A 20,896-nucleotide genomic window follows, 5' to 3' on the forward strand; every position below is an offset into this window, starting at 1 on the left:
CGACACCAGTGACCTTGTCTGTCGCACTTCGAGGATCAGGCGTCGGTGGCATGCAGCGCAAAGTCCCGAATGGACTCCCGACATACCCGCAAGGTATGGACGACCCGCGGCGGGCTCAGGCGGTCGCGGTTCCGGGCCCAGGTGTGCTTCCCGGGGCGATCAGGCCGGTCTCGTAGGCGAGGACGACCGCCTGCACCCGGTCCCTGAGGCCGAGCTTGGACAGGATGCGCGCGACATGGGTCTTCACCGTCGTCGGGCTGAGGGTCAGCCGGTCGGCGAGTTCGGCGTTGCTGAGCCCGGTGGCGAGCAGGCGCAGCACCTCCAGTTCCCGGGGCGTCAGGTCCGACAGATCCCGGTGCACGGTCGCCCTGGCCTCGTCGCGGCGGGCGAACCGTTCGACCAGGCGGCGCGTGATCGTCGGGGCGAGCAGGGCGTCCCCCGCGCGCACCAGGCGCACCGCGGCCACCAGGTGCTCGGGGGTGACGTCCTTGAGCAGGAAGCCGCTGGCCCCCGCGGTGAGCGCGGCGTAGACGTAGTGGTCGAGGTCGTACGTGGTCAAGATGAGGACGCGGGTCCCGGTCGCGCCCTCCGCCATGATCTGCCGGGTGGCCTCCAGTCCGTCCATCTGCGGCATCCTGATGTCCATCAGCACGACGTCGGGCCGCGTACGCCGGACGGCGGCGACGGCCTGCGCCCCGTTGGCCGCCTCGGCCGTCACCTCGATGCCGTCCGCGGCGAGGATCATCCCGAACCCGCTGCGTACCAGGGCTTGATCGTCGGCGATGACCACGCGCAGCGGCCCGCTCACGTCGTCGTCCACGGAACTTGCGCCTCGATCCGGTAGCCGCCGTCGCTCCGCGGCCCCGCCAGCAGGGTGCCGCCGTAGAGGGCGAGCCGCTCCCGCAGCCCGATGAGGCCCCGGCCCTGGCCGTCTCCGGCGCGCGCCGTCCGCCTGCCGCCGGTGTCGGTGATCTCGATCTCCAGCCGGTCGCCGCGGTGGCCGATGGTGACGGACGCCGCCGCACCGGACGCGTGCTTGATCGTGTTGGTCAGCGCCTCCTGAACGACGCGGTAGACGGTCAGGTCCACGCCGGGCGGAAGGGGATCGGGCGGCGGATTGATCGCGACGGTGACCGGCACTCCGGCCGCGCGAACCCGTTCGATCAAGGAGTCGAGCTGGTCGAGCCCGGGTTGCGGTTCGAGCCCGTCGGCGCCGGCGGCCGCCCGCTCGCTCTCCGGCCCGGCGAGCAGGCCCATGACGTGGCGCAACTCGGCCATGGCGGCCCGGCCGCCGGCCTCGACCGCGAGTATGGCCTGCTTCGACCGGTCCGGGGCCGTGTCCATCACCTTGCGTGCCGCTCCGGCCTGGATCACCATCACGTTCACATTGTGGGTGACGACATCGTGCAGTTCGGCGGCGATCCGGGAGCGCTCTTCCCGAACCGCCCCGCGCAGGGCCTCCTCCTGTGCGCGCTGCAGTTCGGCGAGTCGACGGCGGCCGGCGTCCAGTTGCGCCCGCCAGGACCGCACGAAGCTGGCGGCGACCCCGGCGCACACCACCACCACGAACGGCCCCAGCCAGCTCGGCAACGCCGGAACGGAGTCCTGGAAGGCGACGCCCGCCGGCACGGTGGCGACGACGAGCCCGCCGAAGGCCGTCGCACGGTGCCGGCTGTGGGCGACAGCGCCGTAGGCGGCGATGGCGAACGCCAGCACGGTGATCCACGTCGCGTCGTCGTGGGCGGCCAACGCCGCGGCCAGCACCACCCAGAAGGTGGCCAGCGGGTACAGCCGTCGCACCGCCAGCGGCAGAGCCGTCAGGACCACCAGGAGCGGAAGCGGGCCCGGAGTCTCCCGGTCGTCGGCGGGGATGACGGGCCGTTCGAGACGGTCGGGCGGGGCGTCGGTGCTCCGTGGCGGTGGAGACGGCCGCAGTTGCAAGGGCGCCAGGAGGGAGGGGCGCAGGACGTCGACGGGATGGGCGCCGTCCGTGGCGCCCGCCGTCGCGGCCACCGCGACGACGGTCAGGACGAGCGCGAGCAGCAGGTCGGTGACGAGCGACCGACGCGAGAGCCGGGCTGCCCGGGCTGCCCGGGTTGCCGGGGTTGGCCGGACCGGCTCGGCCGGCTGGGCGGGTTCTCGCGCGGGGCGTAGCGCGTCCAGCCAGGACTGCCACCATCCACGTCGCTCGCGCACTGTCGTCATCGGTGCATTGTCCCGGCCGTACGGTATGTCCCGCGTCAGCCCTGGTGACCGGGTCCGACGTCCGCCGGGAGTACATCGCAAGGATGACCCGGCCGAGGGCTCCTCCCCGGGAAGTGTCCTCTTTCGGCAGAACGGCCGACGCGGACGAAACCGGCTGCCCCCTAGCGTCGTTGCCGCCACCGGCCGCCCGCGGAAGCCCCCGCCGAGGCGGCCCGTACGTAGGAAGGACACATGTTGATGGAGCGGGAAAGCACGCACCGCACCGCCTCGGAGGACTCGGGGCGCGGTGGATCCGGCGCGGGAAGAGTGACGACGCCGCGCCGGATCCGCCGGAGCGCCACCACCGTCGCGGCCCTGCTCGCCGTCGTGGCCGCCGCCTCCTGCGCCGCCGCACCCGGTTCGACGGCATCCGATTCGACGGCATCGGCTTCGATGACGGTCGGTACGGTCGCGACCGAGGTGACGTCCGCCCGCACCGGTACGCCGTCCCTCCCGGAACCGACCGGACCCCAGCCGGTCGGCACCACGTCCCTCCACCTCAAGGACACCTCCCGCGCCGACCCCTGGGTCCCCGGCGCCAAGGCCAGGGAACTCATGGTGTCCCTGTGGTACCCGGCCAAGTCCCGTGGCGGGAAGCGGGCCCCGTACATGACGGCGAAGGAGTCGGAGCTCATCCTGAAGGGTGCGGAGATCACCGGCGTGCCGTACGACGCGTTGAGCAGGACGCGGACCAACGCCTTCACCGACGCCGCCCCGGCCGGACGCGCACGCGGCCTGCCCCTGGTGGTGCTCTCCCCCGGCTTCACCGAGCCCCGCAGCTCCCTCACCGCGCTGGCCGAGGAACTGGCGAGCAGGGGCTACGTGGTGGCCGGCATCGAGCACACCTACGAGAGCCTGGCCACGGCCTTCCCCGACGGCCGGGTCACCACGTGCGTCGCGTGCGCGGCGGACAAGACCCAGGAGTTCTGGAACAAGGTGGGCCAGAGCCGGGCGGCCGACGTCTCCTTCGTGCTCGACGCGCTGACCGGCAAGAACCCCCGGTGGAAGGGCGCCTCGCTGATCGCCCCGTCCCGGATCGCGATGGCCGGGCACTCGGCAGGGGGCGCGAGCGCGATCGCCGCCATGCTGAAGGACACCCGCGTACGCGCCGGGATCAACCTGGACGGCACCACGTTCGCCCCGATCCCGGAGAGCGGGCTGTCGCGGCCGTTCCTCTTCCTGGGCACGCAGGCCATGCACAGCCCCGGCGGCAGGGACACCACGTGGGAACGCGACTGGTCACATCTGACGGGATGGAAGCGCTGGCTCGTGGTGGCGGGGGCAGAGCACGCCTCCTTCACCGACACCGCGCTGCTGGTCGAGCAGCTCGGCATCCACCGCAGTCCCGACCTGTCCGGCAAGCGCGCGATCGAGATCACCCGGAGCTACGTCCGGGCCTTCTTCGACCTGCACCTGCGCGACCGGCCCCAACCCCTGCTGGACAGGCCGTCCACGCGCTACCCCGAGGTCAAGCCGTGCGACGTCGTACGGAAGACCTGCGCGTAGACCGCCCGCCGAGCCACGTCACGTGACGGCCGCGGGGCAGCCACCGCCGAACCCCTCCTACCGCGAGTACGCCAAGTGCTGGAGCGACGTTAAGCACGCCTGGGGCCTATCCATGCAGGCCAGCGAGAAGGAAGCACTCATCGAGTCGCTCGCCACCTGTTGGACGGCGACCACTGGAGTCCACGATCGGAAGGAACACCACACCATGGGTTCAGCCACCAGAGCGGCCCTGACCGCCCTCACCATCACGTGCTGCACGCTCACGCCCGTGCCCGCGCAGGCCGCGACACCCGTGGGGAACGCCCCGATGTGCGTGGCCGTCTGGCAGACCACGGGAAGGATCACCAAGACCGGACACGCCCGCAACGACTGCGACACCCGACTACGGCTGCGGATCGCCTGGTCGCGTGGGACCGACAGCGCGTGCGAAACCGTCGACCCCGGAAAGACCATCTCCTCCCGGGTGCCACGAGGTGTCCGTTCCTTCAACGGCGCTGACACCTGCTGACGACCATCCGAGCAAAGGCCCGGCCCCTTCGACTGCGCCAAGAGGGCCGGGCCGTACGACGGCTCCTTGTCCCTACCCCGGGCCCCGCAGCGTGCCGGGGGGCGGGAAGTGGACCGTCGCACCGGCCGCCCCGGCAGCAGAGCAGGGCGGCCGGAGCCGTGTTACGAGCGGCAGGCTCCGCCGGTCCCGGTGATGTGAGCCTGGTTCACCCAGAAGCGGACATTGCCCACCACGGTCGTCGTCTTCACGACCACGATGTTTCCGTGCCTGCGGGTCTCCCCCTGATAGATGTTCAGCAGGGCGCCCGTCCTGAAGAAGTTGTGGAAGGAGAAGGTGCCGTCATTCTTCAGGTACCAGCGCTGGGTGCTTTTGAGGACCTTCACCGGGCAGATGGCCGCCGCGGCCGTGGAGCCCGCTCTCGCCGCCGCCGCTTCCGACGTGCCGGCCTGGGCCGCGGGAGCCGTCAGGGCCAGGGAACCGGCGAACGCGAGCGCCGCCGCCCCGAAAACGGCCGGACGGGCTTTCCGCATGAGTTGGTGCATGACACTCCAGAAGAAATCGGTGCACACCCGCCGCGGTGGTGGCGGGCTTCTGCGCCAAGATTCGCGGCCCGCGCTTGAGTCACACTGAACAGCCGCTGAAAGTGCAGATCATGCCCGCCGGGAGCACCCCGACGCTCCGCGCCTCCCACCCGCCAGTTGGATCAGGAGGTACGTTCCTGCGCGACGCCCTTCCAAGGGGGAATTTCCGCAGCCATTCGGCGGAGACGCCGGGGGAGATCCGGGAGACGGATCAGCGCCGTCCGGACCGGAGCCGGTCCAGGAAGCGCCGGGCCCTCTGCTGGTTGCGGGGGTCACGGGCGATGCGCTTCGCCTTCTCGATGTTCTGCCTGCCTTTGGGGCTGCGCAGGTACGCGCGCACCCGATCCATGAGTCTGGTCATCTGTCTCCCCTACCCTGGCCGGTCGGCACGAATCGCCGCAGCCGCCGCACCCCGACGCTGACAACCTGGTGTCCGGACAAATCCGCAGACCACCGCGCCGCCCGGGTCGTCGGCTCAGCTTGGCTTCGAACCCCGCCTAATCGTCAGCACCATCACCCGCCCGAACCACCGATCCGGGTCGGGTGTACCCAGCCTCGCCGTCGCGGCGTGCTGCTTCGCGACGTCGCATGGCGAGCTTCCTCCCGTATGGCTGTGCCGGGTGGAAAATCTCTCCACTCAGGGGAAAGGTATTCCACCCGCGGGTGGGAAGTGGCGCCGAGCTGGGACGGCACCACGATCCGCCCGGCTGCACGCGAGTTACGTTCACATCTCTACCGCACACGAGGACGCCGCACGGCCAGACGACCCACCCCAGGCCTCACGCCTGGCCGTGTGGCCCACGGCGTTCGATCCTGCCCGTAGGCTCTGACCGTGCTCACCTTCGCCCTCGACATCGGAGAAACTCTTCTCCGCGACGACCGCTACTGGGCCTCGTGGGCCGACTGGCTCGACATCCCCCGCCACACCCTCTCAGCGCTCGTCGGCGCCGTCGTCGCCCAAGGCCGGGACAACGCCGACGCCCTCCGCCTCCTCCGTCCCGGCATCGACCTCGACGCCGAGTACGCCGCACGAGAGGCCGCCGGCCGGGGCGAGCACATCGACGAGGCCGACCTCTACCCGGACGTCCGCCCGGCGCTGATCGCACTCCGAGCGGCCGGCCACCGCCTCCTGATCGCCGGGAACCAAACGGTTCTCGCCGCCGAACTGCTGCGCGCTCTCAACCTCCCAGTCGACGCGATCGCCACGTCCGGCGAGTGGGGCGTCGCCAAGCCCGACCCGGCCTTCTTCTCCCGCCTCATCGAGCTCGCCGACGCCCCGCCGGATCGGATCGTGTACGTCGGCGACCACCCGGCCAACGACATCGGCCCTGCCATGGCGGCGGGACTGCGGGCGGCACACATCCGACGCGGCCCCTGGGGACATCTCTGGGGGGCCGAACCGGAGGCCGCCGCCGCGAACTGGCGGATCAACTCGCTGGCTGAACTGGCGGCCATCGTCGCCTGAAGGCTGGGCAGAGCTGTCACTGAGCAGCTACAGTCCGAGATGAAGCCTCGCTCCGGAGCATCCCCCATGCCCACAGCCCACGGCGGGACAGGCCGCCGCGTCGCCTATCACCGCAGCGTCGCCCGCATGACTCAGCGGCAACTGGCCGACGCCGCCGACATCCATATCGGTACGCTGCGCAAGATCGAGCAGGGGAGTCGGGGTGCTGGTGACAGCGTCCTGAAGGCGATCGCCGCCGCGCTCGGCATCGACCCGTCCCTGCTCTTGGCCGACCGCGCGCAAGCGAGCGCTCGCATCAAGGCGGCGATCCCGGTCCTGTCGGCGGCGATCGCGGTCTACGACGTGCCAGACGATGCTCCCGTCCGAGCGCTGCCACTGCTCCGCAACGCCGTCGCCGAAGCGGTTACCTGGCGGCTCGCCGCCCAGTATGTGCAGATCACCCGTCACGCGCCCGAGCTACTCACCGAGTTGTTCCGCGCCCTGCAGGCCGCACCGTCCCAGGAACAACCAGACGTGGCCCGGCTCGTCGCCTCCGCATGCCGGTCGGCCGACGCCGTCGCCTACAAGTTCGGCGCTCACGACCTGAGTGCCCGCCTCATCGACCTGATGCGTTGGGCGGCCACGCAGGCCGACGACGAACTCCTGAACAGCGTCATCGCCTATGTCCGGACAGAGACATTCTTTGCCGCGCATGCGCACGAGCACGGCCTGCGCGCACTGGAGGCCGCGCTGGACTCGGCAGCTCCGCCCAGCAGCGGGGCCACCATTGCCGCGCGCGGCACCCTCCACATGCGTGCCGCGGTCATCGCAGGCCGGGCCGCCAACCTCGACGCAGCTAACGCGCATCTCGCGGAGGCGCGACGGCTCGGCAACCAGGTGCCCGAGGCGATCTACAGCGGCACCGCGTTCGGCCCTCACTCGGTACGCATCCACGAGGTCTCCGTCGCGGTCAGCCTCGGCACCGAGCATGTGCACCGCGCCCTGGAGGTAGCCCGCGAGTGGGCACCGCCCCCGGAGCTACCCGCCGAGCGGCGATCTGGCTTCTATATCGAACTCGCCCGCGCCCAGCTATGGTCGGGCCTGCCTGACGATGCGTTCGAGTCGCTCAAGGTGGCCAGGAAGATCGCGCCACAGCACACCAGGGACCACCGCTGGGTGCGCGAGGACGCCGCGACTCTCCGCAGGCTGAAGCGCGCCGACGCCGAGAGCCTTACCAACTTCGCCGAGTGGTGTCACGCCACCTGATACCGAGGTGACCCACGCTGGGTCACTTAGCACTCTGCCAGCGTCCCAGTATCTGACTGTTCAGCCGACGGTTACAGACGGGACACGGGTCATGATGACGGCGACTGCACCGATCCTCGTGCGCGACACGTTCGGCATCGCTCCCTGCACGGCCAAGCGTGCATCGCCTGCGGCGCCGTGGCTCGACCACTGCATCCCGCAGGCGACATCTCTCATCGAGGCCGCCTTCGGGCCGCCGTCGCCTGTGACACACATCCAGCCGGTACAAGGCGCCATTGGGCACGGCGACGACACCGCCGACCCAGGCACTTGATCAGGAAACGAGGACCTGACCCATGCCGACCATAGCTCCAGGTGCAGGAACAAATCATGAAATCTGATGACGTCCTGTTTTCCTGGCACGCCCACGACCGCTCAGGCCGCGGAGCATGCGGCATCACCGACGAAGCCGAACTCGCCGCGACCCGGTTGACCACCGCCCTGAGCGGGATGGCCGGAAACGCCTGGGGTCAGATCCAGGAGGTCCGCCTGAACCGCGAGGCCCGGCAACCGGCCTACACCCACGGCCGTGTGGTGCGGCGCGTAGAGCGGGGCGAGAACGTCGACGGTCCGGCGGCGGGCTGATGTTCCCCTTCGCCGGAACCCCCGCTCCTGAGCGGATCACGGAAGGCGTGTGCCGGTTCTGTCACGTGCGGATCGTCCAAGCCAAGGCCGTGCCGATCGGCAACCTGTACTGGAACGCCGTCGAGCCGCAGCCCGCCATGACCCTGACGAACGAATGCACGGGACGTCTTTCAGACCATCACAGACTGTCCGGCCATGAGCCGACATGACGACCCGGCCTGGCGCCTGCGAGATGGCGTCTGGCCGGGTTGTGGCCCCGCGTTGCCCTCCAGCCGCGGGGCCACCCAAAGACGGTGCGGCGGCCCCACACCCAAGGTCTTGCCGCCGCACCCGGATCGCGGCCACCATCGCCACCCGTAATCAAGGAGGCGTCCGGATGGACCTGATCATGCTCGTCCTCGGGGACGCGAATCCCTGGATGCCCACCCTCGACCCCACAGATGATCCCAACCCCGCACCGCCGAACGACGACCAGGTGAGCGCCATGACCAGCAGCACGTACGGGCCACCCGACCTGACCGCCTACCTGACAGGCGCCGGAATACTCGACCCGGGAGCGCCTCGCCAGCGCATCTGGCTGCGGGCAATCGAGCAGGTGCCACGCCACCTCTTCGTGCCCACGCGGGCGTGGGCACAGCCACAGAAGGATCAGCCTGACCACCTGATCGACCTCGCGCAGAACGAGAGCGCCTGGATGCGGCAGGTGTACACGAACGCCGCGATCATCACGCAGCGCGCGGACGGCACGGCCGACATCGCCGACACCAGCGCCCACCCCACGTCGTCGCTGTCGTCTCCGCACGTCGTCGCCGAGATGCTGAACTTGCTCGACGTCGACTGGCACCATCGCGTACTGGAGATCGGCGCGGGCAGCGGCTGGACAGCCGGCCTTCTCGCATGGAGGCTCGGCGACGACCATGTGACCACGATCGAGATCGACGAGGCCGTCGCCGCGGCCGCCACGGAGAACCTCAAGGCGGCAGGCGGCGCTCCCACCCTGCTGGTGGGCGACGGTGCCCACGGTGCGCCGGACAGCGCTCCCTACGACCGGATCCACGTCACCTGCGGCGTCCGCGAGATCCCGTACGCGTGGGTCGAGCAGACCCGGCCCGGCGGCTCGATCGTCATGCCGTGGATGCCGATGCCCGGCCAGTGGGGGCATCAACTCCGTCTCGACGTGCTCGACGACGGCACCGCGGCCGGCCGTTTCCATGGCGGTTGCGGGTTCATGATGCTCCGCTCACAGCGCCGTCAGGATTGGCCACCCTACTCGGACGCCGCCGAAGTAGGCACCAGCCGGGTGGATCCGCGTGAGATGTGGGCCGCGCTCGACCACGGGTTCAGCTTGGAGTTGGCGGCGTCGGCGCCGGACCTTGTCATCACGACGGCGGGACGAGAGGAGAACGAATGGGTGATGCGGCTGCGACACCTGGAGCGGCCGGACTGGGCGATCGTCACGGTGCGGCCGGGCGAGGACACGCGAGTCGTGCAGAGCGGTGCCCGGCAACTGTGGGATGCGATGGTGACGGTGTTCATGCAGTGGCTGGGGGCGGGCCGTCCAGGGCGGTCCGCGTATCGGATGATCGTCACGCCCGGCGGTCAGGACGTGTGGCGGCTCTAGCCTCTCTGGACGACGAAGATGCCCCTTCGCGACGGTGGTGGGCGGGGTCACCTTCGTCTCACCCTTCTTGCGGGCGCCGTACTGCGGCTTGGCGAGGTTCTTCGGCTCCAGCAGACGAAGACTGCCGCCGGACTGCTTGGCGCACACACCGACAGCCTTGGGCGGAGCCGTCGCGGACTCAGTGGCCACACCACCGACGCCGAGCGTCCGGGAGAGAGCGGATAGAAGGACTGCGCTCTGGTTGAACGCCGTGATCCGGGAAGCCAAGTGGCGGAACGTGCTAGCCCTTTTGGTCGCCGTCGTACGGCAAGCCATCAACGCGGCGGTAACCTGCGCAGCCATCGACTTCCTGTTCGACCTCGACCTTGACGCCTACCCGGACTTGCTCGCGGCCGGAATGCCTGTGGGGATCGCCGCCTTCATGGCCATCGCCATGCATCAGAGCGACAACCGGCACGCCGAACTTTTCCTGCGGCACAGGATGACCTGGCAATCGTCCCGGCGTGTGACCCTTCGCCCGCCCGCCAGACTGGGCCCCTGCTCGGAGTCCGACGCGGAAACGACCTAGCCTTCAGTTCGTTACATCGATCAGCCCTGGAAGGTGTCCCTGGGCTTGGCCACTTCGGGCTCGGCATGCCGCGGAAGGCACACCAACCAGGCAGCGGCACCAGCGGGCGCACAGGCCGTCGCTCACTCACCCGCGACGTCAAGTCGGACGGTGACGGACTTGGACCTGCGCGGCAACCAGGTCCGCGCGACCGACCCGGACAAGGGCGGGACCAGAACGACCTACGACGCGAGCGCATGGTCACGCTCACCTACACCTACACCTACACCTACGACGAGCTCGACCGCAAGACCACCCTCACCGAGAGGAACTCCGCGCCGTGGCGTTTGGTCGGCCTCCATCCTCGGGTGTCGACAGTCTCGGAGGTCAGCTCCGCTTCGATCTTCTCAATCACGAGCAGCCTCCGACTTGCAGGTATAGGTGGTGAATCCTGGCTCGGCGCGCCGCCCGGGTCGTCGGCTCAGCCTGGCTTGTCTTCTCTGGTCACGGCCCTGGCCCTGCTCGGCTGGACGCGCATCGGCTCGCCGGGCATCTTCGGGTAGTTGGGCGGGTACGGCATGTCGCCGCGCTCGTCCCCGGCGTACAGCTCCAGCAGGGGCTCGATCGAGTACGCCCGGTCGTCGATGGCCGCGTGCACGTCGCCGAGCTTGGCGAAGCGGGCGGGCACCGTACGGATGTCGAAGTCGCGCGGGTCGGCGTCCGCCAGCTCGTCCCAGGTCACCGGGGTCGAGACGGGCGCGTGCGGCTGGGCGCGCACCGAGTAGGCGCTGGCCACCGTGCGGTCTCTGGCGTTCTGGTTGAAGTCGATGAAGACCCGCTCACCGCGCTCCTCCTTCCACCAGGCCGTGGTCACCAGGCCGGGGTCGCGGGCCTCGACGGCCCTGGCCAGGGCGATGCCGGCGTGGCGTACCTGGATGAAGTCCCAGCGCGGCTCGATGCGGACGGCGATGTGCACGCCGCGGTTGCCCGAGGTCTTCACGAAGCCGGTCAGGCCCAGCTCGCCGAGCACGTCCCTGGTCAGGAACGCGGCCCTGCGCGCGGCGTCGAACTCCAGGCCGGGCATCGGGTCGAGGTCGACGCGCAGCTCGTCGGGATGTTCGACGTCGGCGGCCCGCACCTGCCAGGGGTGGAAGTCGATGGTGCCGAGGTTGGCGCAGTAGGCGATGGCCGCCACCTCGGTGACGCGCAGGGACTGCGCGGTACGGCCGCTGGGGAAGGTCACGGTGACCGACTGGAGCCAGTCGGGGTGCTTGGGAGGCATGCGCTTCTGGTAGATCGCCTCGGTCTGCACGCCGTCGGGGTGGCGCTTGATGTTGGTGGGCCGGTCTCTCAGGGCCCGCAGCGCGCCCTCGCCGACGCTCACGTAGTATTCGACCAGCTCGCGCTTGGTGGCCCCGATCTCAGGAAAGTAGACCTTGTCGGGATTGGTGACCTTGACGGTCCGCTCCCCCACCTCGAGCTCAATGAACGGCGATGCCATACGCCCGAACCTACCCCCCGGCGTCAAGCAGGGTGGGCCCGCCCCGGAGCCGCCTCGGTGGCGGGACCGAGGGCTCGACGGGACGGGCCGCCAGATCGCCCGCCGCCGTTCCGGGCGCTGGCGCGCCACCCGGCCGGCCGTCACGATCCTCCGGCGGCGCCAGCACGGGCGTGGGCTGTGCCGCTCGGTGGGATCCGCGAACGATCTCACCCTTGGCAGGAGGCGATGACACCCCCTTGCCTACAAAGACGCAAATTCACCCCAGAACGGATGCTTCACCCTGCGGAGATCTCTTTTTGCCGGATCTCGTAGTCTGGACGCATGGACAAGGTGGTCAAGAACGAGGCCGAATGGCGGGCGGAGCTGTCGCCCGAGGAGTTCCACGTCCTGCGGCAGGCGGGGACCGAGCGCCCGTTCTCCGGGGAATACGTCGACACCAAGACCGAGGGCGTCTACTCGTGCCGCGCCTGCGGGGCGGAGTTGTTCCGGTCGGACACGAAGTTCGAGTCGCACTGCGGATGGCCGAGCTTCTTCGAGCCGTCCGACTCCGACGCGGTGCGGCTGATCGAGGACCGCAGCCTCGGGATGGTGCGTACCGAGGTACGTTGCGCCCGCTGCGACTCCCACCTGGGGCATGTCTTCCACGGAGAGGGCTACGCGACCCCGACCGACGATCGTTACTGCATCAACTCGATCTCGCTGCGGCTCGAACCCAAGGGGTGATCAGGTAACGACAGGGCGTATCGATCGCCTCCCACGGGTACGAGTGCCGCGTGCGCTTTGTCCATCTTCGCCACCGATGGGTGACGATCGAGACCATCGGACGGGTCGTGACTCAACGGTGCGAAGTGTGTTCGAGGACACGAGTACGGGTCCACTGACGCCTACCCACCCCTCCACCCGGGCCTCGGCCCGCTGATCCCGCATCCCGGCCGGTCAGCCCGGGGACGGGGCCGGGTGGGTGACGCGGCAACTGCGGTCGGCGGGGCCGAGGATGTTGGCGAGCACGGGATTGCCGTTCTCGCCGAACTCGGCCTGCACGAACACGACCGGATTCGCCACCCCGCGACTGTGGAGGTAGGCCAGGCCGCGTTCGCAGAGCGTGATGGCGGTCAGAGAGTTGTCCGCGCTCTCCGGCAGGTCCGTGTATATGCGCAAATATCCGCCTACTGTGCGGATGTCCTTGAGGCGTTTCATGGCCTTGTCGTCCGGGCCCCAGTGCGTCCGGAAATACCGCGCCGCCCGCTGATCGGTGTGCCGGGACGGGCCGTCGGCCCTGTAGTCGGCGCCGTCACCCGGGTCAGCGCCGCCACCCGAGTCGGGGCCGCCGCCCGAGTCGGGGCCGCCGCCCGAGTCGGGGCCATCACCCGGGTCGAGGGCGTCACCCGGGTCAGCGCCGCCACCCGAGTCGGGGCCGTCCGCCGGGTCGGCGCCGTCACCCAGCACGTCCACCGGCACGCCCGTCGGCACGTCCGCCGGGGCCGTGCCGCCCGCCACCGTGCCGGGCTCGGCCCCCTCGCGGCCCTTGCCCGGCGCCTCCGGCCCGCCCTGCTCCCGCGTCCTGGCCTGAGCGCTCGCGTCGGCGCCGGTCCCGCCATCCACACCCGGCCCCGTACCGCGCCCCGCGCCCGGCCCCGCGCCTGTGCCCGGCCCGTTGCCCGGCCCCGTCCCCGATGGCCCGCCGGGACCGGCCTCGCCGCCGCCCGGCCGCCGCCCGGCTCCTGAGCCCTCCCACGGGCTCCCCTCCGAGCCGACCCAACCCCGCGTTCCCAGCAGTCCGTGCGTACCGAGCAATCCGGGCGTACCGAGCAGTCCGTACGCGCCGGACGGGCCGAGCACCCCGCCGACGGCGAGCAGCACCACGCTCCCGCCCGCCAGCACCAGCACCAGCACCCCGGCCGCCGGCCACCTCCGACCCGGCCGGGAACCCCGCTCACCCCCCGCCCCCGTACGCCGCCGCGCATGCCGCCCCGTCGCCTGCCCCCCGGCGGCACGCCGCCCGCGACGGCCCCGCCTTCCGGACTCTCCCACCCGTCCTCCCCGCCCGCCATCTGGAACGTGCCACCCCCGCCGCACGTCCCACGACCCAGAGATTTCCCTGATTGTGACAAAGGGGATAGATCACTTCAGTTGGATCGCCGACTTGGGTCTCGTTCTTCCTCCGCCACCCGGCAGGCGACGCCTTCCCAGGCCCCGGGAAGGCCAAGGCCCCGCCCTCACGGAGGAGGGCAGGGCCTGAGGTGCAGGGGTCAGGGGAGGGCGGCGACCAGTTCCTGGAGCGGCTTGCGGGCCCCGGTGTAGAACGGGATCTCGACACGGGTGTGCCGCCGTGCCTGCGCCCCCCGCAGCGTACGCATGAGGTCGACGATCCGGTGCAGTTCGTCGGCCTCGAAGGCCAGCATCCACTCGTAGTCGTTCAGCGAGAAGCAGGCCACGGTGTTGGCCCGCACGTCGGGGTAGTCGCGGGCCATCCGCCCGTGCTCGGCCAGCATCGAGCGCCGCTCGGAGTCGTCCAGCAGGTACCACTCGTACGACCGCACGAACGGGTAGACGCTCACGTATGCCCGGGGCTCCTCCTCGGCCAGGAAGGCCGGGATGTGGGACTTGTTGAACTCGGCCGGCCGGTGCAGCGCCATCGCCGACCACACCGGCCTGGTGTGCCGCCCCAGCCGCGTACGCCGGAAGCGCGCGTAGACGTCCTGCAGATCCTCCGGCGTGGGCGCGTGCCACCAGAACATGAAGTCGGCGTCGGCCCGGAACCCGGCGACGTCGTAGACCCCCCTGGTCACGACGTCTTTCCCGGCGGCCTGGTCGAGCAGGTCTCGCACCTCGGCGGCCAGGTCGCCGCGGTCGCCCGGGCACGGCTCGGTCACCTGGAAGACCGACCACATGGTGTAACGGATCACCTGGTTGAGATCGCGGGCTTTGAGCCGCGGTGCGCCCTCTGTCATGGTGCTCATTCTCCTCGCAGGGTCAGGTGGTCCAGAATCCGGGCGGCGGCCGTACGGGCGGTGCCGACGCAGGCGGGAATGCCCAGCCCGTCGTACGCCGCCCCGCACACGGCCAGCCCCGGCTGCCCGGACACGGCGGCGCGCACCCGGGCCACCCGGTCGAGGTGGCCCACGTTGTACTGCGGCAGCCCGCCGCCCCACCGCGTGACCCTGGTGTCGACGGGCAGGCCGCTCACGCCCATGACGTCGGCCATCTCGGCCGTGGCGAGCGAGACCAGCCCGGTGTCGTCGCGCTGGAGCAGGTGCTCCTCGCCGACCCGGCCGATCGAGCAGCGCAGGATCACCAGGTCGTTCGACAGGTGCGGCCACTTCACCGAGCTGAACGTGACCGCCTTGACCGGCCGCCGCTCCACCGGCGGCACCAGGTAGCCGCTGGAGGCGGGCGGCTCGGGAAAGGCGTCGACCGGGTACGCCAGCGTGACGACGGCCATGCTCGCGTACTGGATCCTGGCCAGTTCGTCGGCCGCCTTGGGGGCCTCGTCCTTGAGCAGGCGGCTCGCGGCGGGCCCGGGGACGGCCACGACGACCGCGTCGGCCTCGACGATCTCGGGCCTCGGCACGGGGCCGGTCACCAGCAGCCAGCCGGTCTCGGTGCGGCGCAGCTCGCGTACGGTGACGCCGGTGCGCACGTCCGCGCCCGACGCCTTGGCGACCGCCTCGGGCAGGCCGCCGAGACCGTTGCGCAAGGTGGTGAAGACCGGCCCGGCGTCCTTGGGCGCCTCCTCGACGAGGAGCCGGGCGGCGCTCAGCAGCGAACGCTCGGAACGTGCCACCGCCGCCACGCGCGGCATCGTGGCCTCCAGGGACAGCAGGTCGGCCCGGCCCGCGTAGACGCCGCCGAGCAGCGGCTCGACCAGGCGGTCCACGACCTCGCCGCCCATCCGGGCACGGATGTAGGCGGCCACGGACACGTCGGTGCGTACGAGGGTCGGCGGCAGGATCTGGTCGAGCGGCACCCGCAGCAGCCCGCCGGGCGAGATGATGCCGGACTTGGCCAGCTCGGTCAGGTCGGAGGGCACGCCCATGACCTGCCCCTTCGGCAGCGGGCGCAGCGTGCCCCTGCTGTAGACGGCCGAGCGCGTGGTGCCGGGCTGGACCAGGTCGTCACCGAGCCCGACCGCCCTGGCCAGCTCTTTGCCCTCGGGCCGGCGGGCCAGCATGGCCTCGGCGCCGGCGTCCACGCGTATCCCGGCGACCTCGGAGGCGTACAGCTTGCCGCCGATGCGCGGCGAGCCCTCCAGAACCGTCACCCGGAGCCGCTCGCCCGCTCCCTGGCGGAGAAACCACGCGGCGGCGAGACCGGAGATCCCCGCGCCGACGACGACCACGTGCGCCCGATGCCCTTCCACGCTTCCTGACGCTACCGCCTCAAGGCCCCGGGCACCTGCCCGGGGCGCGTGACCGTACCGTGATGGCCCCCCGTCAAACCGGGGTGCGGCGCGCGCCGTCAATTAGGGCATGAGGACAATCCGGTACGGCATCGCGCTCTCGGCCGCGGTCTGCGTGGCTCTGGTCTCCGCGGGCTGCGGCGGTGGCGGTGGCGGGGCCTCCACCATCTCGGCCACCCAGCCGCCGCGGGCGACCTCCGAGCGCGCGCCCGCCATGAGCACCGCCGACGCCGCCGAGCAGGCCGGGCCCGAGGAGCAGGCGGGGTCCGACGAGCAGGGCATCGTCTCCGACGTCGCGGCCACCCGGCAGGCGCGGCAGGTCGTCTACACCGGCAACATGACCGTACGGACGGAGCGGGTGAGCACCGCGGCCCAGCGGGCCAAGCAGATCGTCACCGAGGCGGGCGGCCACCTGTCGGAGGAGCGTACGAACTCCGCCGACGCCACCGAGGACTCGGCCACGCTCGAGTTCAAGATCCCGCCCGACCGGTACCCCGGGGTCCTGGGCCGGTTCGGCAAGGAGCTGGGCAAGCAGCTCTCGATGGAGCAGAAGACGCAGGATGTCACGTTGCGGGTGGCCGACGTCGAGAGCCGGCTGAAGTCGGCGCAGCAGTCGCTGGAGTCGCTGCGCGCGCTGCTGAAGCGGGCCGGCACGATCGGGCAGGTGCTGGACGTCGAGCGGGAGATCTCCAAGCGCGAGGCCGACCTGGAGTCGCTGCAGGCGCAGCAGAAGGAGCTGGCCACCCAGACCGCCCTGGCCACGCTGACGTTGTTGCTGGTGGGGCCGGTCGCCGAGGTGGCGGATCCGGCGGAGGAGCCTGCCGGGTTCCTCGGCGGGCTCAGGGCGGGGTGGGACGCGCTGGTCTCGCTCACGAAGACGGCGCTGACGGTGCTCGGGGCGCTGGTGCCGTGGGCCGTCGTCTCGCTGCCGCTGGTGGTGCTGCTCGTCCTTCTCGTCCGCCGGGACCGCGCCGCGCGGGCCGCGTCGCGTCAGCGCCCCTCAGGACCGGGCCCCGAGGCCGTCTGACCCGCTCTGAGTGCCCCGCTGGCGGGGTCAGGCCGCGGGGTCGTGTTCGTGGACCAGGTCGGTCAGGCGCTTGAGCTGGTCGGGGTCGGTCGAGGGCAGCACCCCGTGCCCCAGGTTGAACACGTGCCCCTCGGCCGCGCTCCCCCGCCGCAGCACCTCGCGCGCCTTGCGCTCGACGACCTCCCAGGGCGCGAGCAGGATGGCCGGGTCGAGGTTGCCCTGCAGCGCCTTGCCCGGCCCGACCCGGCGGGCGGCCTCGTCGAGCGGGACCCGCCAGTCGACGCCCACCACGTCGGCCCCGGCCTCGCCGAGCACGCCGAGCAGCTCGCCGGTGCCCACGCCGAAGTGGATGCGCGGCACCCCGGCGACGCCCTCGAAGATGCGCCGGGTGTGCGGCAGGATGAACTCGCGGTAGTCGTCGGGCGCGACCGCCCCCACCCACGAGTCGAAGAGCTGCACCGCCGAGACCCCGGCCGCGATCTGGATGCGCAGGTGTTCCAGCACGATGCCCGACAGCCGCTCCATGAGCGCGTGCCACAGCTTCGGCTCGCCGTACATCATGGCCTTGGTGCGGTCGTGGTTCTTCGACGGGCCGCCCTCGATCAGGTAGGAGCCGAGCGTGAACGGCGCTCCCGCGAAGCCGATGAGCGGGGTGCCGCCCAACTCGCCGGTGAGCGCCCCGATCGCCTCGGTGACGTAGGCCACGTCGTCCGGCTCCAGGGGCCGCAGCACGTCGAGCCCGGCGGCGTCGCGGATGGGGTCGGCCACCACGGGCCCGACGCCGGGCTTGATGTCGAGGTCGACCCCGATGGCCTTGAGCGGCACCACGATGTCGCTGAAGAAGATGGCCGCGTCGACGCCGTAACGGCGGACCGGCTGCATGGTGATCTCGACGATCAGGTCGGGCGTCGCGCAGGCGGTGAGCATCGGGACGCCCTCGCGGACCTTGAGGTATTCCGGCAGCGACCGCCCGGCCTGGCGCATGTACCAGACTGGTGTGCGCGAGACGGGCTGGCGGCGGCAGGCACGCAGGAACGCGGAGTCGGCGAGATTCACCCCATCAGGGTCCCATGCGCGGGGGCTGGTCATGAAACCGACGCGAGGTGTCGGAAAAAGATGCATTGGACACCCCAAATCATGATCAGATAGTCAGATGAAGGTTTACCGGTCTGCTCGGCATCGGCATCGCACATGGGTCGAACACACCCCATGCCCGCCCAGAGAGCCGGTCTCGACTGGGCCAAATGTTCGCCAAGCCACCGCGCGGCACCGATTCAGCGACCACTTTCGGGACACGCCGAGCGCGTTGCGGGGAATTGTCATCGGCTCGTGCCAACGTCGGAGCCACGACCCGAAGAAAGGCCCCGGTTCGATGACTCGTGCGATGACCGCGTTGTGGATTTCCCCAGAGCGCCGCAGTGAGCCGTGCGCGTCCTGCGCCGGTGAGCGGCCTTTCGAGCAGCCGCCGTGCCTCGACGGGCACGAGCCCGGCCAGTGCCCCGAGTGGGCCTGCGTCGTCTGCGGCCACGCGATCATGCTCGGCGTGGCCGAGACCTCCCGCCCGGCACGCCGGCTGGTTACGGCAGCGGCTTGATCACGAAGGATGAGCACCCCCGTGGTCCCCTTCCGCCCGTCTTCGACCTACGCTTCGGCTATGACGCTCGGTGACCAGCCACCGCCTCCCGCCGCCTTCGCCCGCGCGGCCGAGAGCCTGCGGCTGGCCGACGTACGCCCGGAGATCGAGCTCGAAGACCTGCCCGCGCCCCAGCGGCTGGCCCCCTACTCGGCCGCCATCGGCGCGTCGGTCTACCGCGACGACGACGAGCTCGCGGTCGGCCGGCTGATCCTGCTGTACGACCCCGACGGCCAGCGCGGCTGGGAGGGCCCGTTCCGGCTGGTGGCCTACGTCAGGGCCGACATGGAGCCGGAGATCACCTCCGATCCGCTGCTCGGCCCCGTCGCGTGGAGCTGGCTGACCGAGGCTCTCGACGCCCACCAAGCCGACTACTCCGCCGCTGGCGGTACCGTGACAAGAGCCGTGTCCGAGGGGTTCGGCAACAAGGCCGACGATCCGGTCACGACCGAGCTTGAGCTGCGGGCGTCGTGGTCACCCGCCCAGGAGGATCTCTCCGGCCATGTCGCCGCCTGGTGCGACCTCATGTGCCTGGCGGCGGGGATCCCGCCGCTCCCGCCCGACGTGGCCGCCCTGCCCCGCCGACGTGATGATCCGGAGAGTGACCGAACGAAGTGAGGGCACCAGTCAAGACAGCACCCGCGTCATGAGGCCGGTGAGCTCATGACAGAAGAACGCACCGTGGAGCCGCTGCTGGAGCCGCGCGAGGGCATCCCTCCCGTCGTCGCCGACGCCGCCGGGCTGGCGGAGGTGGTGGAGAGGTTCGCCGCCGGCAGCGGTCCCGTCGCCGTGGATGCCGAGCGCGCCTCGGGCTATCGCTACGGCAACCGCGCCTATCTCGTGCAACTGCGCCGGGCGGGCGCCGGCACCGCGCTGGTCGACCCGATCGGGTGCCCCGACCTGTCCGCCCTCGACCGGGCGGTGGCCGGGGCGGAGGTCGTGCTGCACGCGGCCTCCCAGGACCTGCCGTGCCTGCTGGAGGTGGGGTTCAGGCCGCGCGAGATGTTCGACACCGAGTTGGCCGGGCGGCTGCTCGGCTACGAGCGGGTGGGGCTCGGCACGATGGTCGAGACCGTGCTCGGGCTGCGGCTGGAGAAGGGCCACTCGGCGGCCGACTGGTCCACCAGGCCGCTGCCGGAAGACTGGTTGCGCTACGCCGCGCTCGACGTGGAGGTGCTGGTCGAGCTGCGCGACGTGCTGCACCAGGAGCTGTCGGAGGCCGGGAAGCTGGAGTGGGCGCGCGAGGAGTTCGCGGCCGTGCTCGACACCCCGCCGCCGGTGCCGCGCTCCGACCCGTGGCGGCGCACGTCCGGCATCCACAAAGTACGCAACGTACGCGCCCTGGCCATCGTGCGTGAGCTGTGGACCATGCGCGACCGCATCGCCCGCGAGGCCGACCTCGCGCCCGGCCGGGTCCTGCCCGACGCCGCGATCGTCTCGGCCGCGCTGGAGGGGCCTCGTACGAAGAAGGCATTGACCGAAATTTCGGCATTCACCGGGCGAAGCGCGCGAAGGCACATGAGCGACTGGCTCGCCGCCGTGGCCAGGGCCCGCGCCCTGCCCGACGGGCAGCTCCCCCAGCCCAGCACCCCCGGTGACGGCCCGCCCCCGCCCAACCGCTGGGCCGACCGCGACCCGGCCGCCGCCAAGCGCCTGGCCGCCGCCCGCGCCGTGGTCGCCGCGCTGGCCGACGAGCACCACATGCCCACGGAGAACCTGTTGCAGCCCGACGCCGTACGCAGGCTCACGTGGGAGCCGCCCGGCGAGGTCAGCGACGAGAGCGTGACCACCAGGCTGCGCGAGCTGGGCGCCCGCGAGTGGCAGCTCTCCCTCGCCGCCCACCCCATCGCCAAGGCCCTGTCCAGGCTGGGGACGCGCGACGAGTTCTAAGCTCGTCTTGGGGGGCCTCTTCGCCGTCGTCGCCCCCCGGTCGAGGCCCACCTGAGGGTGGCGCCACTTGACGCCCTCGGTGGCCCGGCCTTACCGTCTTGGAAA

At 71.1% G+C, this 20,896-nt stretch carries 22 protein-coding genes; 13 read left to right on the forward strand and 9 right to left on the reverse strand.

Going from position 1 to position 20,896, the window contains the following annotated elements; genetic code table 11:
• Window positions 1-115 precede the first annotated feature (115 nt).
• Both ACZ6S0_RS03765 and ACZ6S0_RS03770 read right to left on the reverse strand, forming a co-directional pair.
• Window positions 116-820, reverse strand: a complete 705-nt coding sequence (locus tag ACZ6S0_RS03765) for a response regulator (protein ID WP_465913039.1) — start codon at window positions 818-820, stop codon at window positions 116-118.
• Window positions 805-2,205, reverse strand: coding sequence for a sensor histidine kinase (locus tag ACZ6S0_RS03770; protein ID WP_465913040.1), 1,401 nt, complete (start codon window positions 2,203-2,205; stop codon window positions 805-807). Before ACZ6S0_RS03770 ends, ACZ6S0_RS03765 begins: the two co-directional genes overlap by 16 nt.
• 231 nt (window positions 2,206-2,436) lie before the next feature.
• Here ACZ6S0_RS03770 and ACZ6S0_RS03775 point away from each other — a divergent pair, with 231 nt between their 5' ends.
• Together ACZ6S0_RS03775 and ACZ6S0_RS03780 are read left to right on the forward strand one after the other, a co-directional pair.
• On the forward strand, window positions 2,437-3,750 hold the full coding sequence (locus ACZ6S0_RS03775; RefSeq protein ID WP_465913041.1) for an alpha/beta hydrolase family protein: 1,314 nt from the start codon (window positions 2,437-2,439) through the stop codon (window positions 3,748-3,750).
• Window positions 3,751-3,955: 205 nt separating this feature from the next.
• Complete coding sequence (locus ACZ6S0_RS03780; RefSeq protein ID WP_465913042.1) at window positions 3,956-4,258, forward strand: hypothetical protein; 303 nt, start codon at window positions 3,956-3,958, stop codon at window positions 4,256-4,258.
• Window positions 4,259-4,419: 161 nt separating this feature from the next.
• Here ACZ6S0_RS03780 and ACZ6S0_RS03785 read toward each other — a convergent pair whose 3' ends face one another.
• Together ACZ6S0_RS03785 and ACZ6S0_RS03790 are read right to left on the reverse strand one after the other, a co-directional pair.
• Complete coding sequence (locus ACZ6S0_RS03785) at window positions 4,420-4,788, reverse strand: hypothetical protein (RefSeq protein WP_465913043.1); 369 nt, start codon at window positions 4,786-4,788, stop codon at window positions 4,420-4,422.
• A gap of 262 nt (window positions 4,789-5,050) precedes the next feature.
• Window positions 5,051-5,200 carry a hypothetical protein gene (locus ACZ6S0_RS03790; RefSeq protein WP_465913044.1) on the reverse strand — a complete coding sequence of 50 codons (150 nt, stop codon included), beginning with the start codon at window positions 5,198-5,200 and terminating at the stop codon, window positions 5,051-5,053.
• A 471-nt stretch (window positions 5,201-5,671) separates the two neighbouring features.
• Between ACZ6S0_RS03790 and ACZ6S0_RS03795 the strand changes: the two genes are divergently transcribed.
• The 7 genes from ACZ6S0_RS03795 to ACZ6S0_RS03825 all read left to right on the forward strand — a co-directional run bounded on the left by ACZ6S0_RS03795 (window position 5,672) and on the right by ACZ6S0_RS03825 (window position 10,362).
• A complete protein-coding gene (locus ACZ6S0_RS03795; protein ID WP_465913045.1) occupies window positions 5,672-6,304 on the forward strand; it encodes an HAD family hydrolase in 633 nt (210 codons plus the stop codon).
• Window positions 6,305-6,370: 66 nt separating this feature from the next.
• The gene (locus tag ACZ6S0_RS03800) at window positions 6,371-7,549 is read left to right on the forward strand and encodes a helix-turn-helix domain-containing protein (protein ID WP_465913046.1); all 1,179 of its coding nucleotides are present in this window, start codon (window positions 6,371-6,373) and stop codon (window positions 7,547-7,549) included.
• Window positions 7,550-7,640: 91 nt separating this feature from the next.
• A complete protein-coding gene (locus ACZ6S0_RS03805) occupies window positions 7,641-7,862 on the forward strand; it encodes a hypothetical protein (protein ID WP_465913047.1) in 222 nt (73 codons plus the stop codon).
• A 41-nt stretch (window positions 7,863-7,903) separates the two neighbouring features.
• Window positions 7,904-8,173, forward strand: a complete 270-nt coding sequence (locus tag ACZ6S0_RS03810) for a hypothetical protein (RefSeq protein WP_465913048.1) — start codon at window positions 7,904-7,906, stop codon at window positions 8,171-8,173.
• Window positions 8,173-8,382, forward strand: a complete 210-nt coding sequence (locus ACZ6S0_RS03815; RefSeq protein ID WP_465913049.1) for a hypothetical protein — start codon at window positions 8,173-8,175, stop codon at window positions 8,380-8,382. The genes ACZ6S0_RS03810 and ACZ6S0_RS03815 overlap by 1 nt, the downstream gene beginning before the upstream one ends.
• A 167-nt stretch (window positions 8,383-8,549) precedes the next feature.
• A complete protein-coding gene (locus ACZ6S0_RS03820) occupies window positions 8,550-9,794 on the forward strand; it encodes a methyltransferase domain-containing protein (RefSeq protein ID WP_465913050.1) in 1,245 nt (414 codons plus the stop codon).
• A gap of 241 nt (window positions 9,795-10,035) precedes the next feature.
• A complete protein-coding gene (locus ACZ6S0_RS03825) occupies window positions 10,036-10,362 on the forward strand; it encodes a hypothetical protein (RefSeq protein WP_465913051.1) in 327 nt (108 codons plus the stop codon).
• A 460-nt stretch (window positions 10,363-10,822) separates the two neighbouring features.
• Here ACZ6S0_RS03825 and ligD read toward each other — a convergent pair whose 3' ends face one another.
• Complete coding sequence (gene ligD, locus ACZ6S0_RS03830) at window positions 10,823-11,842, reverse strand: non-homologous end-joining DNA ligase (protein ID WP_465913052.1); 1,020 nt, start codon at window positions 11,840-11,842, stop codon at window positions 10,823-10,825.
• A 321-nt stretch (window positions 11,843-12,163) separates the two neighbouring features.
• On the opposite strand from ligD, the gene msrB reads away from it, so the two are divergent.
• On the forward strand, window positions 12,164-12,565 hold the full coding sequence (gene msrB / locus ACZ6S0_RS03835) for a peptide-methionine (R)-S-oxide reductase MsrB (protein ID WP_465913053.1): 402 nt from the start codon (window positions 12,164-12,166) through the stop codon (window positions 12,563-12,565).
• A 213-nt stretch (window positions 12,566-12,778) separates the two neighbouring features.
• Here the strand turns inward: msrB and ACZ6S0_RS03840 are convergent, their stop codons facing one another.
• From ACZ6S0_RS03840 to hemG, 3 genes are all read right to left on the reverse strand, one after another.
• On the reverse strand, window positions 12,779-13,735 hold the full coding sequence (locus ACZ6S0_RS03840; protein ID WP_465913054.1) for a hypothetical protein: 957 nt from the start codon (window positions 13,733-13,735) through the stop codon (window positions 12,779-12,781).
• A gap of 356 nt (window positions 13,736-14,091) precedes the next feature.
• A complete protein-coding gene (gene hemQ / locus ACZ6S0_RS03845; RefSeq protein WP_344885976.1) occupies window positions 14,092-14,802 on the reverse strand; it encodes a hydrogen peroxide-dependent heme synthase in 711 nt (236 codons plus the stop codon).
• Window positions 14,799-16,202 (reverse strand): protoporphyrinogen oxidase, encoded by a 1,404-nt coding sequence (gene hemG, locus ACZ6S0_RS03850; protein WP_465913055.1) that lies wholly within the window; start codon window positions 16,200-16,202, stop codon window positions 14,799-14,801. Before hemG ends, hemQ begins: the two co-directional genes overlap by 4 nt.
• Before the next feature lie 109 nt (window positions 16,203-16,311).
• Between hemG and ACZ6S0_RS03855 the strand changes: the two genes are divergently transcribed.
• On the forward strand, window positions 16,312-17,268 hold the full coding sequence (locus ACZ6S0_RS03855) for a DUF4349 domain-containing protein (protein WP_465913056.1): 957 nt from the start codon (window positions 16,312-16,314) through the stop codon (window positions 17,266-17,268).
• 27 nt (window positions 17,269-17,295) lie between these two features.
• Here ACZ6S0_RS03855 and hemE read toward each other — a convergent pair whose 3' ends face one another.
• Window positions 17,296-18,357 carry a uroporphyrinogen decarboxylase gene (gene hemE, locus ACZ6S0_RS03860; RefSeq protein ID WP_465913057.1) on the reverse strand — a complete coding sequence of 354 codons (1,062 nt, stop codon included), beginning with the start codon at window positions 18,355-18,357 and terminating at the stop codon, window positions 17,296-17,298.
• 565 nt (window positions 18,358-18,922) lie between these two features.
• Here hemE and ACZ6S0_RS03865 point away from each other — a divergent pair.
• On the forward strand, window positions 18,923-19,519 hold the full coding sequence (locus ACZ6S0_RS03865) for a DUF3000 domain-containing protein (RefSeq protein ID WP_465913058.1): 597 nt from the start codon (window positions 18,923-18,925) through the stop codon (window positions 19,517-19,519).
• Window positions 19,520-19,564: 45 nt separating this feature from the next.
• Window positions 19,565-20,791, forward strand: a complete 1,227-nt coding sequence (locus ACZ6S0_RS03870) for an HRDC domain-containing protein (RefSeq protein ID WP_465913059.1) — start codon at window positions 19,565-19,567, stop codon at window positions 20,789-20,791.
• The last annotated feature ends 105 nt before the right edge of the window (window positions 20,792-20,896 follow it).

The organism is Nonomuraea sp. NPDC051298 (assembly GCF_055586305.1).